General features: G+C 69.3%; 17 protein-coding genes. 4 read left to right on the plus strand and 13 right to left on the minus strand.

All coding sequences use genetic code 11. From position 1 onward, the window contains the following. Nucleotides 1–2: 2 nt before the first annotated feature. The 3 genes from sigE to H5398_RS16205 form a co-directional block, all read right to left on the minus strand. Complete coding sequence (gene sigE / locus H5398_RS16195; protein ID WP_220489611.1) at nt 3–584, minus strand: RNA polymerase sigma factor SigE; 582 nt, start codon at nt 582–584, stop codon at nt 3–5. Between the two features lie 113 nt (nt 585–697). Then, entirely contained in the window at nt 698–1,600 is a 903-nt protein-coding gene (gene dapA, locus H5398_RS16200; protein WP_255422401.1) for a 4-hydroxy-tetrahydrodipicolinate synthase, read from the minus strand. Next, a complete protein-coding gene (locus H5398_RS16205; RefSeq protein ID WP_182784525.1) occupies nt 1,600–1,821 on the minus strand; it encodes an acetyl-CoA carboxylase biotin carboxyl carrier protein subunit in 222 nt (73 codons plus the stop codon). Before H5398_RS16205 ends, dapA begins: the two co-directional genes overlap by 1 nt. A gap of 33 nt (nt 1,822–1,854) precedes the next feature. On the opposite strand from H5398_RS16205, the gene H5398_RS16210 reads away from it, so the two are divergent. Further along, complete coding sequence (locus H5398_RS16210; protein WP_182800796.1) at nt 1,855–2,508, plus strand: class I SAM-dependent methyltransferase; 654 nt, start codon at nt 1,855–1,857, stop codon at nt 2,506–2,508. Between the two features lie 16 nt (nt 2,509–2,524). On the opposite strand, the gene glgC is transcribed toward H5398_RS16210, so the two are convergent. Next, a complete protein-coding gene (glgC, locus tag H5398_RS16215) occupies nt 2,525–3,751 on the minus strand; it encodes a glucose-1-phosphate adenylyltransferase (protein ID WP_182784529.1) in 1,227 nt (408 codons plus the stop codon). Nucleotides 3,752–3,848: 97 nt separating this feature from the next. Between glgC and glgA the strand changes: the two genes are divergently transcribed. After that, complete coding sequence (gene glgA / locus H5398_RS16220; RefSeq protein ID WP_182800825.1) at nt 3,849–5,030, plus strand: glycogen synthase; 1,182 nt, start codon at nt 3,849–3,851, stop codon at nt 5,028–5,030. A 55-nt stretch (nt 5,031–5,085) separates the two neighbouring features. On the opposite strand, the gene H5398_RS16225 is transcribed toward glgA, so the two are convergent. The 7 genes from H5398_RS16225 to H5398_RS16255 all read right to left on the minus strand — a co-directional run bounded on the left by H5398_RS16225 (nt 5,086) and on the right by H5398_RS16255 (nt 10,913). Continuing rightward, nucleotides 5,086–5,253: a DUF3117 domain-containing protein gene (locus H5398_RS16225; RefSeq protein ID WP_182784531.1), complete on the minus strand. Its 168-nt coding sequence runs from the start codon at nt 5,251–5,253 to the stop codon at nt 5,086–5,088. A 95-nt stretch (nt 5,254–5,348) separates the two neighbouring features. Next, entirely contained in the window at nt 5,349–5,726 is a 378-nt protein-coding gene (locus tag H5398_RS16230; protein WP_182800797.1) for a hypothetical protein, read from the minus strand. 3 nt (nt 5,727–5,729) lie between these two features. After that, a complete protein-coding gene (locus tag H5398_RS16235) occupies nt 5,730–6,464 on the minus strand; it encodes a TIGR00730 family Rossman fold protein (protein ID WP_182784535.1) in 735 nt (244 codons plus the stop codon). Next, nucleotides 6,461–7,531, minus strand: a complete 1,071-nt coding sequence (dapE, locus tag H5398_RS16240; protein WP_182800798.1) for a succinyl-diaminopimelate desuccinylase — start codon at nt 7,529–7,531, stop codon at nt 6,461–6,463. The genes H5398_RS16235 and dapE overlap by 4 nt, the downstream gene beginning before the upstream one ends. A gap of 34 nt (nt 7,532–7,565) precedes the next feature. After that, entirely contained in the window at nt 7,566–8,408 is an 843-nt protein-coding gene (locus tag H5398_RS16245) for a transglutaminase family protein (RefSeq protein WP_220489613.1), read from the minus strand. Between the two features lie 22 nt (nt 8,409–8,430). Continuing rightward, nucleotides 8,431–9,351, minus strand: a complete 921-nt coding sequence (locus H5398_RS16250; RefSeq protein ID WP_182800799.1) for an alpha-E domain-containing protein — start codon at nt 9,349–9,351, stop codon at nt 8,431–8,433. After that, nucleotides 9,345–10,913: a circularly permuted type 2 ATP-grasp protein gene (locus H5398_RS16255; RefSeq protein ID WP_182784541.1), complete on the minus strand. Its 1,569-nt coding sequence runs from the start codon at nt 10,911–10,913 to the stop codon at nt 9,345–9,347. Before H5398_RS16255 ends, H5398_RS16250 begins: the two co-directional genes overlap by 7 nt. Before the next feature lie 146 nt (nt 10,914–11,059). On the opposite strand from H5398_RS16255, the gene dapD reads away from it, so the two are divergent. Then, entirely contained in the window at nt 11,060–11,992 is a 933-nt protein-coding gene (dapD, locus tag H5398_RS16260) for a 2,3,4,5-tetrahydropyridine-2,6-dicarboxylate N-succinyltransferase (RefSeq protein WP_182784543.1), read from the plus strand. Next, entirely contained in the window at nt 11,992–12,816 is an 825-nt protein-coding gene (locus H5398_RS16265; protein WP_182800800.1) for a hypothetical protein, read from the plus strand. Before dapD ends, H5398_RS16265 begins: the two co-directional genes overlap by 1 nt. Before the next feature lie 3 nt (nt 12,817–12,819). Here H5398_RS16265 and H5398_RS16270 read toward each other — a convergent pair whose 3' ends face one another. After that, a complete protein-coding gene (locus H5398_RS16270; RefSeq protein WP_182800801.1) occupies nt 12,820–14,748 on the minus strand; it encodes an ABC transporter ATP-binding protein in 1,929 nt (642 codons plus the stop codon). Further along, entirely contained in the window at nt 14,741–16,597 is a 1,857-nt protein-coding gene (locus tag H5398_RS16275) for an ABC transporter ATP-binding protein (protein ID WP_182800802.1), read from the minus strand. Before H5398_RS16275 ends, H5398_RS16270 begins: the two co-directional genes overlap by 8 nt. Nucleotides 16,598–16,601 lie beyond the last annotated feature (4 nt).

Genomic DNA, 16,601 nt, shown 5'->3' on the forward strand with positions numbered 1-16,601 from the left:
ACTCAGGAGACTCCGAGATACCGGCTGCGCCCTTCGCTGGGGGCGCGGTGTGCGAGGGAGTCCCGCAGCGCGGCGCGCCCGCGGGCGATACGGCTGCGGACAGTGCCGAGCTTGACGTCGAGCACCTTTGCAATCTCCTCGTAGCTCAAGCCCTCGATGTCGCACAAGACCACGGCTACCCTCTGCTCCGGGTTCAGTGAGCGCAGGGCCGCGGCGACGTCCGCGTCCAGCTGAGCGTCGTCATGCAGTTCTGCCGGCCCTGTGGCCGCGCCCCAGACATGCTCGGGGGCCACGCTCAGCGCGTCCATCCTGATCCGTTGGCGCCTGCGCGCCTGGTCCAAGAAGAGGTTGGTGGTGATCCGGTGCAGCCAGCCCTCGAGGGTGCCCGGCTGGAACGTGTGGATGGACTTGAACACGCGGACGAACACGTCCTGGGTGAGGTCCTCGGCATCGTGCTGGTTGCCGGTGAGACGATACGCGAGCCGATACACCTGCGCCGAATGATCTCTGACGAGTTCCTGCCAGGTGGGCGCGGTCCAGGCAGGCTCCTGGCCGGCCTTCGCCGACCGTGTGCCTTTGAACATCGCTCGCCTCTCCATACCTCTAGGGTGACAGCTCCACCTGTGCGCAGCCTGTGAGTGTGGCTGCCGACCGGTGCGACTCTAGGAGTCAACGCTCAACGGGCGCGGTTTGTTCCCTACGCCTCGAATCCGAGGTCCGTCAGCAGCGTCGTGTACCGGCCAAGCATGTCGTCGGCCACGCGCCCCATGGGCGCCCGGCAGGGTCCGGCGTCGAAGCCTCGGGCGGCGAGCGCCGCCTTGACCATCATGCAGCCCTGAGTCGCGAACACGCCCTGGAAGGCGGGCAGCGCGTACCGGTTGGCTTGGATAGCCTCCTCCACGCGGCCGGCGAGGAAGTGCTCGATGATCTCGCGCATGGCCAGCGCCGTGAAGTGCGACGAGGTGCCCACCACGCCCACTCCGCCCACCGCGAGCAACGGCAGGAGGAACGCGTCGTCGCCGGCGTAGTAGGCGAGGTTGGTGCGCGACAGGACTGTCGCGGAGGAGACGATGGCGCCCTTGGCGTCCTTCACTGCCCGGATCTGCGGGTGCGCGTCCAGCCGGATCAGCATGTCTTCGGGGATGGGCAGCCCCGATCGGTGCGGGATGTCGTAGAGCATCACAGGGAGGTCCGTGGCGTCCGCGACCGTCACGAAGTGGTCCTCGAGCGCGTCCTCAGGTGGCCGCGAGTAGTACGGGGTGACCACCAGCAGCCCGTCGACCCCCACCGAGGCCGCCTGCCTGGCGAGCTCGACGGAGTGATCGGTGGAGAAGGTGCCTACGCCCGCGATGACGCTGGCCCGGTCCCCCACCGCCGTCACCACGGCGTCCAGCACCGCACGCTTCTCCTTGTCCGTGGTGGTAGGGGACTCCCCCGTCGTGCCGTTGATCACGAGCCCGTCGTTGCCCAGATCGTCGACGAGATGAGCCGCCAGGCGTGCCACCTGTGCATAGTCCACCTCCGATCCGTCAGCTGTGAACGGCGTGACCATCGCGGTCAGGACGCGTCCGAACAGGGGCTGCATGTCTTCGTCGGTCATCAGTCCTCCGCGATGATGAAGAGCGGGTCGTCGTCGTGGACCACGTCGCCTGCCCGCACGACCACCTCCGTGACGGTTCCGGACACCCCGGCCAGCACCGGGATCTCCATCTTGAGGGTCTCAAGCACGACGACCGCGTCCTCCGCCTGGACCTTCTGGCCGGCTTCCACTGAGACTGAGAGCACCGTTGCGGCGATCTCGGCATTGACGACGTGACTCATGCGCGTCATCCTACTGGCCACTAGGCTGGGCGCGTGAACACGCCTGCCAGCCACTTGGAACCGCCCACCCCCGCCAGTTGGGAATTCGCCGAGGACCACGTGCCCCCCACGGCGGAGATCTCCGAGGCGCGCGACGAGGCCACCATCGCGGGGCTGACGCCCGTGTCGCTCGGCGTGGTGGCCACCCTCAGGGTCCTGACGCGCGCCATCGGCGCCAAGGCCGTGGTCGAGGTCGGCACCATGATGGGCAGCTCCGGCCTGGCCTTCCTCGGTGCCATGGGCACCGACGGCATCCTCACCTCCATTGACGTGGAGGCGGACAATCAGCTGCCCGCGCGCAAATTCTTCACGGCTGCCGGCTTCCCGTCCTCACGATTCCGGCTGATCGCCGGTTCGCCCATCGAGATCATGCCCAAGCTTCGCGACAGCGCCTACGACGTCGTCTTCATCAACGGTGACAAGCTCGAGTACGTCGAGTACGTCGCGGGCTCGCTTCGGCTGCTGCGTTCGGGCGGAATGCTGATCGTCCACGACGCCCTGTGGAACAACCAGGTCGCCGACGACGCGAACGAATCGGACGAGTCCATCATCATCCGGGAGGCGCTGGACGCCGTGACAGCCTCGGAGGCCTACACCCAGGCCCTGCTGCCGGTGGGCAACGGCCTCCTGGTCGCCGTCAAGGACTGACCAGGAGGCCACCGCCTCAGTCGCGGGGGACGACGACGTCCTTGCCCACCACGGTGATGCCCGATTCCGACACCGCGAGCCCGCGTGCGCGGTCATGCTCCTGGTCCACGCCGATCTGCACGCCGTCGGGGACCACCGCGTGCTTGTCCAGGATCGCGCGGCGCACCACAGCGTTCTTGCCGATCTGCACAGAATCCATGAGCACCGACTCGGACACCTGCGCCCACTTGTCCACCTGGACGTTGGGGCTGAGGACTGTGCGGTCCACCTCGCCGCCGGAGATGATGCACCCGGCGTTGACGATCGAGTCCTCTGCCCGCCCGCGGATCACGAACTTGGCCCCGGGCGCCTGCACCAGATCCGTCCAGATCGGCCAGTCGTAGTTGTACAGGTTGAACTCGGGCTCGACGCTGACCAGGTCCATGTGGGCCTCGTGGAACGCGTCGATGGTGCCCACATCCCGCCAGTAGTTGATGTCCTTCTCGGTGGCGCCCGGCACCACGTTGTCCTTGAAGTCGTAGACCTGGGACTCGCCCTGCGCCGTGAACCAGGGGATGATGTCGCCGCCCATGTCGTGGCGGGCCGTCGGGTCCTCAGCGTCCGCGCGCAGGGCCTCGACCAGCGCCTGCCGGCTGAACACGTAGTTGCCCATCGAGGCGAAGGACTCCTCCGGCGAGTCTGGCAGGCCGGGGGGATCGGCGGGCTTCTCCAGGAAGCTCTTGATCTTCTTGTCCGGAGCGGAGTCGATGATCCCGAAGGCCGACGCCTCGCTGCGCGGCACCCGGATGCCGGCCACTGTGGCACCGAGCCCTGAATCGATGTGGGCATCGATCATCTGCTCGATGTCCATCCGGTAGATGTTGTCCGCGCCGAACACGACGACGTAGTCCGGATCGGCGTCCCGGATGAGGTTCAGCGACTGGTAGATGGCGTCCGCGCTGCCCTGGTACCAGCGGGGGCCCAGCCGCTGCTGAGCGGGCACCGGGGCCACGTAGTTGCCCAGCATCGTGGAGAAGCGCCACGTCTTGGCGATGTGGCGGTCCAGCGAGTGTGATTTGTACTGGGTGAGGACGGCGATTTGACGAAGGTTCGAGTTGGCAAGGTTCGACAGGACGAAGTCGATCAGCCGGTACGTGCCCCCGAACGGGACAGCAGGCTTGGCCCGGTCTGCGGTGAGCGGCATCAGCCGCTTGCCCTCACCGCCGGCGAGGACAATGGACAAGGTTTTCGGACGAGCGGACATGCCTTGAACCTATTGCCAAATGGAGGCCTCCGACAAGGAAATCCACCAAATGACCTCCCCCGGGCTCAACCCGGTGTGACACGATGCCGTCATGACGATGAAACTGTCTTTGCTGACCCGCGAATACCCGCCGACGATCTACGGTGGCGCCGGTGTCCACGTGGCCCAGTTGGTGCCCCAGCTGCGCAGGCTGATCGATGTTGAGGTGCACTGCATGGGCGAGCCGCGCGACGGCGCGACGGCGCACGCGGAGGACTTCCCGCCGGGCGCGAACGCCGCCCTGCGGGTCCTGGGCGCCGACCTGTCGATGGCGGCCGCCGTCGGCGAAGTCGACATCATCCACTCGCACACGTGGTACGCCAATATGGCCGGTCACCTCGCGGGCCTCATGCGCGACGTTCCGCACGTGGTGACGTCCCATTCGCTGGAGCCACACCGCCCGTGGAAGGCCGAGCAGCTGGCGGGCGGCTACCGGGTCTCGTCGTGGGCGGAGAAGACGGCCTACGAGGCGGCGGACGCAGTGATCTCAGTCAGCGCAGGCATGCGCAGGGACGTCCTCGAGAGCTACCCGAACCTGGATCCCGCCAAGGTCCATGTGGTCAAGAACGGAATCGACCCGGACGAGTTCCGCCCGGACACCAACACCGACGTCGTCAGGGGGCTGGGCGTGGACCTGGACCGCCCGTCGGTGGTCTTCGTGGGGCGCATCACGCGCCAGAAGGGCCTGGTTCACCTGGTGCGCGCGGCGGCCGAGTTCGATCCCGATACCCAGCTCGTCCTGTTGGCCGGGGCGCCGGACACCCCGGAGATCGCGGCCGAGTTCGAGGTGGCCTTCGCCGAGCTCAAGGCACGCCGCACCGCTCCCGTGATCTGGGTGCAGGAGATGCTGCCGCGCGCGTCGGTTCGCCAGGTCCTCACCCACGCCACCGTGTTCGCCTGCCCCTCGGTCTACGAGCCGCTGGGGATCGTCAACCTGGAGGCCATGGCCTGCGAGACGCCTGTGGTGGCGAGCGCAGTGGGAGGGATCCCGGAGGTGGTCAACGACGGCGAGACCGGACTGCTGGTGGCCTACGATCCGGCACAGGCGGGGGACCCTGCTTTCGTCAAGGGCTTCGAGTCCGACTTCGCGACGCAGGTCAACCGCCTGACCCGCGATCCGCAGCTCGCCGACGAGTTCGGCAAGGCTGGGCGCCAGCGCTGCATCGACGAGTTCTCATGGACCAAGATCGCCGAGGAGACGGTGGCGGTCTACGAAGCTGCTATCGGTTCCCGAGGCTAGACACGGACAAGGGCCGCTCCCCACGGGGGCGGCCCTTGGCATGCTCAAGTGGTTCTCAGCCGACGATGCCCTTCAATGCATTGAGGAGGTCGGTGGCCTCGGTGGCGTTCATCTCGACGACTAGGCGTCCGCCGCCGTCGACGGGAACGCGCATCACGATGCCGCGACCCTCCTTTGTGACCTCCATCGGACCGTCACCCGTGCGGGGCTTCATCGCTGCCATCTGCCACTCTCATTCTCTGTGCTCGAACTGTGGACAGGCTCTATTATTCCGCATCAGGGCAAGCAGCCGCCCGCACGGTGCCCAAACCGGCCGGATCAGCCTTCCTGGGTGGGCTCCTCAGTGAACGTTTCCGCCGCCTTGGGCCGCTCGTAGGCTCCGCGCAGCAGCAGCTCGTCGATGACCTGCATGTCGTATCCGCGACGGACCACGTCGAAGACCACCTCCGCTTCCGGGACGGCGGTGCCATCGGCCAGCTCGGCGAGATAGCGGTCCACCTGGTCACGGCGATAGCCGGACCACGCCGTCGGCAGGATGGCTGCCGCGAGGAATTCGGGCGTCACGGGGCCGGCCGGCACCCGTCCGCGGGGACGGTCGTTGACTGCGTCGGCGGGCATCTCACCCAGTCGGCCAAGGCCCGCGAAGGCCGCCAGCCCGAGGGTGACGATGGCCGCGCCGACGATCGCGATCCACATGGCTCAGGTCTCGAACTGACCGGGAGTGCCCATCGCGTCGAGGGCCTCCTCGACGTCGTCGGTCACGGTGACCAGCCTCAGATCGGCGCGGGAGATGAAGCCGTGTTCCGCCATGGTGTCTCGGACCCAGTCCATCAGGGGATTCCAGTGCGCGGTTCCGAACAGCACCATCGGAAAGTTCTTCACCTTGCCGGTCTGGATCAGGGTGAGCGCCTCGAACAGCTCGTCCAGAGTGCCGAAACCACCGGGCATCGTGATGAAGCCCTGGCTGTATTTGAGGAACATGGTCTTGCGGGCGAAGAAGTAGCGGAAGTTGACGCCGAGACTGATGTGCTCGTTCATCCCCTGTTCGTGCGGCAGCTCGATGCCCAGGCCCACCGACAGTCCCCCGGCCTCGGTCGCCCCCTTGTTGGCGGCCTCCATGATGCCGGGGCCGCCCCCGGTGATGACCGCGAACCCCCGGTGCACGAGGCCCCGGCCGAGCTCGACGGCCGCCTCGTACATGGGGTGGTCAGAGGAGGTGCGGGCGGAACCGAACACGCTCACGGCCGGGGGCAGCTCCTTGAGCGCGTCGAAGCCCTCCACGAACTCGGACTGGATCCGCAGGACGCGCCAGGGATCCAGGTGGCTCCAGGGCATCCGGGTGTGCTGCAGGAGCGCCTCGTCCGCCATGGGTTGGCGGGTGCGCTCCTCACCGCCGAGCTCGACTGCGCCAGAGCGACGCTTGGGCTGGGTCATGGACGTGCTCCTTCTGGGGTGAGCCACCGACGCAGGCCGGCGGCGCACTTGTCGAGGTCTGAGACGCGACAGTACTCGTCGTCCCGGTGGGCGACGGAGGGATCCGCGGGCCCGTAGTTGACCGCGGGGATTCCCAGCTCGCTGAAGCGCGCCACGTCTGTCCACCCGTATTTGGGGCGCGCCGGCTCCCCGATCGCCGCCACGAACTGCTCGGCGGCGGGCCTGTCCAGCCCCGGCCGGGCCGCCGGCGATGCGTCCGCGACCACGAAGTCGTACCCCTGGAACCAGCCGCGTAGCCGTTCGAGCGCCTGCTCGACCGTCTTGTCCGGAGCGAAGCGGTAATTGATCTGCACCGTGGCCGACGGCGGGATCACGTTGCCGGCCATGCCGCCGGTGACCGCCACCGCGTTGAGGCCCTCGCGGTAGACCAGCCCCTCGACCTCGATCTCCTCGGACCGGTATGCGGCCAGGGTGGACAGCACGGGGGCAAGGTCGTGGATGGCGTTGTGTCCCATCCAGGCGCGGGCGCTGTGGGCCGCGATCCCCGTCGTCGTGAGGTCGATCCGGATGGTGCCCTGGCAGCCGCCCTCGATCTGGGCGTTGGTGGGCTCCATCAGCACCGCGAAGTCAGCGCGCACGAGGTCCGGCCTGGCGCGGCTCAGCCGGCCGAGGCCGTTGCGCGCCGCCTCCACCTCCTCGTGGTCGTAGAAGATCCACGTGATGTCTCGCGACGGCGCCGCCAGCTCCTCTGCGAGCGTGAGCATCACGGCCACCCCGCCCTTCATGTCGGAGGCCCCGCGACCCCAGACCCGTGGGCCCTCCGGGTGCTCGACGAGGCGCGAGGGGAGGTTGCCTGCCACCGGCACGGTGTCCAGGTGCCCGGCGATGACCACCCGCTCAGCCCTGCCGAGACTGGTGCGGGCCACGATGCAGTCACCGTCCCGGTGCAGTTCGAGGTGCGGGAGGGCGGCAAGCCGGGCCTCCACCCAGTCCGCGAGGCGGCGCTCGTTGCCCGAGACGGACTCGATGTCCATGATCTCCTGCAGCAACTCCACCAAAGGGTCCATGCCGCGAGCCTAGTAGGTCCGGGTCGAGGCGGGCTCAGGTGAGCCGGGTCATTTCCACGGAGACGAACATCTCGGATCCGCCGGAGCCGGTGTAGATGCCCTTGAGCGGGGCCACGTCCGTGTAGTCACGCCCGAATCCCACCTCCACGTGGGACCCGCGGGGCACGGTCTGGTTGGTGGGATCGAATCCCAGCCACTCGCCGTCGTAGTACTGGATCCAGGCGTGCGACTCCCCCACCATGGGCACCCCGATCTGGGGATCCTCGAGTTGCACGACGTAGCCGGAGACGTAGCGGGCGGGGATACCGATCGAGCGCAGGGCCCCCAGGGTGAGGTGCGCGATGTCCTGGCACACCCCTGCCCTGTGGTCCCACACCTCGCTGGCGAGCGTGTGCACCTGGGTGACGCCGGGCACGTAGTCCACGTGCTCGCGCAGCCTGCGGGCGAGCTCCACCACGGCCTCGCCGGGGGTGGCCGAGGTGCTGCGCACCTGCTGAGCGATGCGCAGCACCTCGCGGTGCGGCCGCACGGAGCGGGTCTGGGTGAGCACCTCCACGTAGCGGTCCTGCAGGTTCGGGTCCTCGAGCCCTGCCCAGCCCACCGGCTCGGCGTCGGGAGCGACATCGTGGATCTCGACGGTGGACGTGGCCACCACCTTCAGGTCCGAGTGGCGCTCGTGGATCTCGAACGCCACCACAGAGGTGCGCCAGTAGTCGCGGTAGGCATGCGTCCAGGCCACCGGGGTGATGTCGAGCCGGGACGAGAGGACCAGCTGCCGCCGGCTCGTCAGGGGTGTCATCCTGGCCTCGTTGAACGAGTCGGAGGCACCGCCGCCGTAGTTGTAGCCCGTGGTGTGCACGATCCGGTACTGACTCACAGGAGGCTCCTTCGCACGTCGATCACCAGGCTCCTCCGACCCACTCGGCCGCGGCCGAGCCCTCGAAATACCGCGCAGACACCGCTTGCGTGGCCTGCGAGCAGACCACCTGCAGCCTGGCCATCTGCTCGGTCAGATCGAGGAGGATCTCCTCAGCGGGAAGGAACTCCAGGTTGGCGCGGGCGGCGCCGAGCAGGCGCGTGGCCGGGTCGTCGGGCCGGATCCGCTGATTGCCGGGGCCCAGCTGCGACAGCGAGTCCACCGCCGTGTTGAGGGTATAGATCAGGGAGCGGGGGAACAGGCGGTCGAGGATGAGGAACTCGGCGGCGTCGCGGTCCGAGGCCAGCGCCCCGTAGCGCTGCACGAACGCGTGGTGGGCCCCGCAGCCGCTGAGCACGTGGTCCCAGGCGCGCGGGGAGTTACCCACCAGCGACGGCGTGGCAAGGAGCCGGGCCGTCATGTCGATGCGCTCAATGCTCCGGCCCAGAGTCAGGAACAGCCAGCCCTCGTCGTGGCTCATGGTGCCGTCGGCCAGCCCCGCGATGACGGCGCAGCGCTCCCGGACGAACTTCACCATGGAGGCCGGCCGCATCCGCTGCAGCCTGCCCCCGCGGACGGCCAGCCAGGTGGTGTTGATGGACTCCCACACCTCCGTCGAGACCGTTTCGCGGGCCCGGCGGGCGGACTCGCGTGCGCTGCCCAGCGCGGCGAGGAAGCTGATGGGCGAGTTCTCGTCGTAGCACAGCTCCTGCAGCACGTCCGGCTCGTCGTCCTTGGGTTCCTGGCCCATGAGGAGCAGCAGGTCCCGGGCCGCCTGCGCTGGGTAGACGCCGGGATCGTCGAGGCGCTGGTGCAGGTGCACCTCGACGATGCGGCAGGTGTCCTCCGCCCGCTCCAGGTAACGCCCGATCCAGAACAGGGAATCGGCGATCCGGCTCAGCATGGGGCCACCTTCCCGCTCTGCTGCTGCTGTTCGTGTTGGTGTCGGATCACCCTGTTGAGCACCGGCTCGGACATCGGCACCGACGACGGCCTGCGCGGCGGTGCCGGCGCGAGCGGCGGGGCCACCGGGCGGCCGGAGGTCAGCACCCACGTGTCCTTCGACCCGCCCCCTTGCGACGAGTTGACGATCAGCTCCCCCTCGGGCAGCGCCACGCGGGTGAGGCCGCCGGGCAGCACGAAGATGTTGTCTCCGCCGGAGTTGACGACGAACGGGCGCAGGTCAACGTGCCGGGGCTTGAGTTCCCCGTCGATCATGGTGGGCACCGTGGACAGCTGCACCACCGGTTGCGCGATCCAGCCGCGGGCGTCCTTGAGGATCTGGCGCCGCAGCTTGTCCAGCTCCTCCTGCGTTGCGCGGGGGCCGATCACGATGCCCTTGCCGCCCGAGCCGTCCACCGGCTTGACCACCAGCTCCGCCAGCCGGTCCAGCACCTCCTCGCGGGCGGCAGGGTCCTCGAGCCGCCACGTGTCCACGCTGGCCAGGATGGGCTCCTCACCGAGGTAGAAGCGGATGAGGTCCGGCACATAGGTGTAGACGAGCTTGTCGTCGGCCACACCGTTGCCGACGGCGTTGGCGATGGTCACGTTGCCTGCTCGAGCGGCGTTGAGCAGCCCGGCGCACCCGATGAGGGAGTCCGCCCGGAACACCGCCGGGTCCAGGAACTCGTCGTCGATGCGCCGGTAGATGACGTGCACCGGGCGGAGCCCCCGGGTGGTGCGCAGCGACACGTGGCCACCGTGGGCCACCAGGTCCCGGCCCTCGACCAGCTCGACGCCCATCATGCGGGCCAGCATGGCGTGCTCGAAGTAGGCGGAGTTGTGCACCCCGGGCGTCAGGACCACGACGGTGGGGTCCGCGATGCTCGACGGCGCGGCGGCGCGCAGGGCGGTGAGAAGCTGCGACGGGTAGTCGTCCACCGCCCGGATCCGGTGCTTGGCGGCGATCTCCGGGAGCGCGGCGTGCACGGCGCGGCGGTTGGTCATCACGTAGGACACGCCCGATGGGCTGCGCACGTTGTCCTCCAGGACGCGGAAGATGCCGTCGCGGCCGCGCACCAGGTCGATCCCGGCGATGTGGACCCGCACCCCGTTGGGCGTGGTGACCCCGGCCATGGCGCGGTGGAAGTGCGGGGAGGAGGCCACCACGTGTCGCGGGATCACCCCCTCCACGAAACAGCGACCCTCCGAGTACACGTCGTCGAGGAAGGCGTCCATCGCGCGGACCCGTTGCTTGCTGCCCGCTTCGACGTGGGCGAACTCGTCGGCCTGCAGGATCCGGGGGACGATGTCCAGCGGGAAGGGTCGCTCCTCACCGCCGATGTCGAAAGTCACGCCCTGGTCGATGTAGATGGTGCGCAGGTACTCGGCCCTGGCCCTGACCTCTTCGATGCCGAGCCGGTCCAGACCTTGGGCGATGGTCTGCGCGGCGGCGCGGATGCCGTCGGCGCCGACCATCTCGTCGAAGGCCTCCCCCGGCGGGTAATCGTCGAACAGCGCAGTCATGGGCACAGGTTAGTGGGGCGCAGGCCTCAGGGCACGCCGGATGGGCATCTGTCACACAACCCTTACCTACCTGTTCGCTGACGGACGCTCAGCGGGCCCAGAATCGCAGCCGACCCGTGACGTGGTGCGCCACTAGACTTGCCGGCATGACCAACGAGACCCGCACCGCCTGGGCCTGGGGCCTGGCCACCGTCCACACCACCGGGGCCGTCCTCGACGCCTGGTACCCCGAACCTCGGTTGGGCTCGGCCGTCACCGACGAGCCACCGTCGCTGCTGGCCGAGGCGCAGCAGGTCGACGAGATCCGTCAGGTGGAATCCAAGGTGGTCCGGGTCGAGATCAAACTCGACGACCCGCCGGAGACGGTCGAGGACGCGTTTCTGCGGCTTCACCTGCTCAGCGCCCGCCTCGTCGCCCCGCACGGGCTCAACCTCACCGGCATCTTCGGGGTGCTGCCGAACAACGCGTGGACCACGCGCGGACCGGTCCGGGTGGCCGACGTCAACCGCGTGCGCATGCTGCTGCATGCCCGCGGCGAGCAGCTCACCGTCTACGGCGTGGACAAGTTCCCCCGCATGGTGGACTACGTCACCCCGCTGGGGGTGCGGATCGCGGACGCGGACCGGGTCCGTCTCGGCGCCCACCTCGCGGAGGGCACCACCGTGATGCACGAGGGCTTCGTCAACTTCAACGCGGGCACCTTGGGCACCTCGATGGTGGAGGGCAGGATCTCGTCGGGCGTCGTTGTGGCCGACGGCACGGACGTGGGCGGCGGCGCCTCCATCATGGGCACCCTGTCCGGGGGCGGCCAGCAGGTGATCAGCCTCGGGGAGCGGTGCCTGCTGGGCGCCAACTCCGGTGTGGGTATCTCGCTGGGCCATGACTGCGTGGTGGAGGCGGGCCTCTACCTCACGGCCGGCACCAAGGTCACCCTCGAGGACGGCACCGTCGTCAAGGCACGCGAGCTGTCCGGCCAGGACGACCTGCTGTTCCTGCGGGACTCGGTGACCGGCGCGGTGCGCGCGCGGCACCGTCGTGGCTCCAAGGTCTCGCTGAACTCAGACCTGCACGACAACTGATGCGCAGAAGCCTCATCGCGACCCTCCTCACCGTGGCCCTGCTTGCGGGCCTCGCCTTCGGGGGATGGTCGGCCTACCGCTACGTGCAGAAGCGCCTCACTCCGCAGCAGTGCACCGTCTTCTTCGACGGCGGCAGCACCGTGCTGACGGCGGAGCAGGCGCGCAACGCGTCGATCATCGTCGCGGTCTCAGTCGAGCGTGGCCTGCCCGAGCGGGCGGCGGTGATCGCGCTGGCCACGGCCTACCAGGAATCGGACCTGCGCAACCTGGACTACGGGGATCGGGACTCCCTGGGCCTCTTCCAGCAGCGGCCCTCCTACGGGTGGGGCACCGAGGAGGAGATCCTGGATCCCTGGTATTCGTCGGCCCGGTTCTACGAGGAGCTGGTCAAGTTCGACGGCTGGGAAACCGGAGACATCAACGACGTGGCCCAACAGGTGCAGCGCAGCGGCTTCCCCGAGGCCTACCGCCAGCATGTGGAGAAGGCGACGGGGGTGGCTGGCGCCCTGCGGGGGTCGCGGCAGGAATCCATCGCCTGCCTGAGCTTCGAGGACTCCCCCACCCCGGACCCGACGGCGTTCGAGCGCGTGCTCGCGGCGCTCGGCGGCGGCGTGAGTGTCGCGGCGGAGGGCGGCACGCTCACGGTCACGGCCGCAGACGAGACGTCGCTCTGGGCGGCGGCGCAGCTCGCCATCGCCAACAGCTACGCCGGGGGCCTCACCTCCGTGGTCGTCGCCGACCGCGAGTGGGTCGCCGGCGAGGGCGCCTGGCGAGACGCCGCCGAGCCCGCCGCCCCGGGCACCGCCGTCCTCACCCTCGGCTAGCGATCAGTTACGCCAGGTCCGCCACAGGTCTGCGTACTGCCCATCGAGCTCGAGGAGCTCGTGGTGGGAGCCGATCTCGACGATGCGCCCGCCGTCGACCACCGCGATCCGGTCAGCGTCGTGGGCGGTGTGCAGGCGGTGGGCGATCGCGATGACCGCCCTCCCGTCGAGCAGCGCCGCCATCGAGCCCTCCAGATGCCTGGCCGACGAGGGGTCGATGAGCGAGGTGGCCTCGTCCAGCACCAGGGTGTGGGGATCGGCGACGATGAGCCGGGCCAGCGCCACCTGCTGCGCCTGGGCGGGGCTGAGGGGCGTCTTGCCGTGACCCAGCTCGGCGTGCAGACCGCCGGGCAGCTTGGAGACCCACCCCCACGCGTCGACGGCTCGCAGCGCCTGCTCCACCTCGCCGTCGGAGGCGGTGGTCTCGCGCGCCAGCACCACATTGTCGCGGACGGACCCGACGAACACGTGGTGCTCCTGCGTGACCAGGGCCACCTCGGTGCGCAACCGGTCCAGCGGGAGGTCCATGACGTCGACTCCGCCGACGGTCACCTCGCCCAAGCGCGGCCGGTTGATGCCCGCCACCAGTCGTCCCAGGGTGGACTTGCCCGAGCCGGAGGGCCCGACGATCGCCAGTCGCTCCCCGGGCCGGAGATCGACGTCGACGCCGTGCAGGACATCGAAGCCGGCCCGATAGCCGAACCGGAGACCGCTGCCGGTGAGCTTGGCGCCGTCGGGCTGGCCATCGCCGGGGGTCCGGTCGTCCTCCACCTGGGCGACGCCGATGAGGCGGGCGGTGGAGACGAGGCCGAGCTGGAGGTGGTCGAGCACCATGATCACCCGGTCGAGCGGCCCCTGGAGCTGTGCCACGTACAGCGCGGCCGTCGTGATCTGGCCGATCGTCACCCAGCCGTTCGCGTGGCCCCAGGTGCCGAGCAGCACCACGCCCACGAGCGGAAGCTGGAACGATGAGTCCACCATGGCGAAGAGCATGTTGCGCAGCGTCATGGTGTAGCGCTCGGCCTGGGCCGACACCTCAGTGTCCTGGTCCAGCTGTGCCACGCGCAGGTCCCCCAGCGCCAGCGCCTCGACGGTGCGGGCGCCCTCGACCGTCTCGGTGGTCGTGGCGTTGATGACGGAGTAGGACCGGGACTCGGTGATGTAACCGGCGGTGGCCCGCGAGAGGTAGTAGCGTCCCCCCACCCACATCACCACTGCCGTGAGCAGCATGGGCATGGTCAGGAGCCAGGAGTTCAGCAGCATCGCGACGAGGGTGGCGCCGATGAGGACCACCGACACGATGAGCGTCGGCAACGCCCATCGCGCGGCGGTGGCCATCTTCGACACGTCCGAGGTGATGCGGGTGAGCAGGTCGCCCGATCCGGAGGACTCCACGTGCCCGAGCGGCAGCCGCAGCACGATGCGCACCACCTCCTCGCGGGCAGCCGCGAGGAGGTCGTAGCCCAGGACCGCGGACGCCCATCGCGCCGCGAAGGTCAGCAGGGCCTGTGCCACGATCACTCCCGCGATGATCATCACCAGTGCGGTGAGCCCCGGCACGTCGAGCCGCCCGCCCGTGACCTGATCGATCAGGCGGCCGAGCATGAAGGGCGCAACCAACCCCGCAGCGGCCGCGGCGCCGTTGAACCCGATCGCCCAGCCGAGCCTGGCCCGGCGGCCCTTCAGCATCCGGCCGAGGAACCCCACGGCCTGGCCCGAGGTGGCCACCGGGAACCCGTGCTCGGGGTTGCGGGCATCGGCGAACACGGCCAGTGCGGTGCTGGTGCGGATGTGGTGTCGCCTGGCCAGCGCGGCCATCCTGGCGCGCAGGCCGGTGCCGCGGGGTACGTCCAGGCCTTCCTGGAGGCGCGGCCCCGACGGCTCGCTGCGCCAGGTGGAGGCGGAGGACTCCGCCAACAGGTGTTCACTCATCGTCATCCTCCATGCCGCGTGCGATGACGCGGTGGTAGTCAGGGTGGGTCCGGAGCTGATCGTGGCTACCCCGGGCGACCTCGCGGCCTCCTGCGAGCACAGCGATCTCGTCGCAGTGGCGCAGCATCAGCGGGGAGGCGGTGACCACCATGGTGGTGCGCCCGCGACGATGCTCGGCCAACCGCTCGGCGATCCGCGCCTCCGTGTGTGCGTCCACCGCAGACGTGGGCTCGACGAGGATGAGGACCTCCGGGTCAAGCACCAGCGCGCGCGCAAGGACGACACGTTGCCGCTGCCCTCCGGACAGACCGCGACCCTTCTCGTCGATCCGGCCCTGCCAGCCCCCCGGCATGGCGTCGTAGATGTCCTCCGCGGAGGCGACGATCAGGGCCCGCTCCGCCTGCTGGCGGCTGTGGGTGCCCCACGGGTCGACGGCGGTCTGAAGGGTGCCCGCGAACAGGCCTGCGCCGGTGTGGGACACGACGACGAGCCTGCGCAGCGCGGCCATGTCGAGGTCCGTGTAATCCACTCCGTCGGCGGTGACGCCCCATGGTCGGGCAGCCAGCTCGGCGTCGGCCTCCGCGCGCCGCGCCCTGGCTGCGAGCCGCTCGCGCCGCGACGCCTTGAGCGCCCGTCCGGTGAGGTCCTCGTCCTCCGACTTCTCGACGGCGGCCTCGGGCAGGTAGCGGCCGAGCCGGTCCGCGAGCGCGGCGGAGGCGTCCGGGTCGGCCGAGACCACCCCGAGCATCCGCCCGGGATGCACGACCACACCGGATTCCTCGTCCCGGAGCACCGGGATACCGGTCAGCTCCTGACCCGAGGCGCGCCAAGGCACATCGGCCCCCAGGAACGACAACGTCTTCTGCGCGGCGACCAGGCCTTGAGCCCACTTTTGCGCAAAATCGAAGAAGGTCTGCATGGGAGAGGTGAGGAAGAGTGCGTACCCGAAGAAGCTGATCAGCTGACCGACGCTGAGCGCCCCCTCCAGCATCTGGCGTGAGCCCAGGTAGACCAGCGCCACCAGGAGGAGGCCCGAGAGCAGGATGCTGATCGCCTCGACAACCGCCTGCCACGTGCCGAGCCGGACCCCCAGCGCACGCACCTTCTGGGACTGGCGCTCGTAGTTGCGGGCGAAGGTGCGCTCCCCGCCGATCCCGCGGAGGATCCGCAGGCCTGTGGCGATGTCCGTGGCCATCGTGGTCAGCGACGAGCTCTCGGTCCGCTCGGCGCTCTGGGCCCTGGTGAGGGGGCGCAGCACCGGGGTCGAGGCGAGCAGAAGCACCGGGGTGGCGACGAGCACGACGGCTCCCAGCGTCGGAGAGGTCGTCAGCATGAGCGCTGAGGCCAGCAGGAAACTGACCGCCGCCGCGATAACATGCCCGAAGGAGTCGATGGTGGCGCCGAACTGGTCGCTGTCCGAGGAGGCCACGCTCAGCACCTCTCCGGTCGGGACGCGGCGGTTGAGGACGTGCCCGAGGTGCACGGACTGCCGCGACACTCGACGCTGGATGCCGTAGATGCCGAGCAACCACATCCGCACGGCGAAGGTGTGGAACATGATGCCACCGACGACGCCGACCGCGATGACGCCCAGCAGCAACGCGACCCAGCCGAGGGTGGCGGAGCTGTCGCCGCCGACCACGCCGGCGTCGATGGCACGGCCCAGCAGCCAGGGGGTCAGTGCCGCCGGCACCATCCACGACGATGCGGCCAACGTCATGGCAGGCACCACCCAGCCGTAAGAGCGGATCAGCCAGAACAGGAACCGACTGGGAGAGCGCACGTCCGGGCGCGGGTCGGCAGGGATGGCGGGCGGAAAATCGAAGCGCCCGCGCGGCGATGCATGCATGAAG

This window comes from Tessaracoccus sp. MC1679, assembly GCF_014164775.1.
Lineage (GTDB): Bacteria > Actinomycetota > Actinomycetes > Propionibacteriales > Propionibacteriaceae > Arachnia.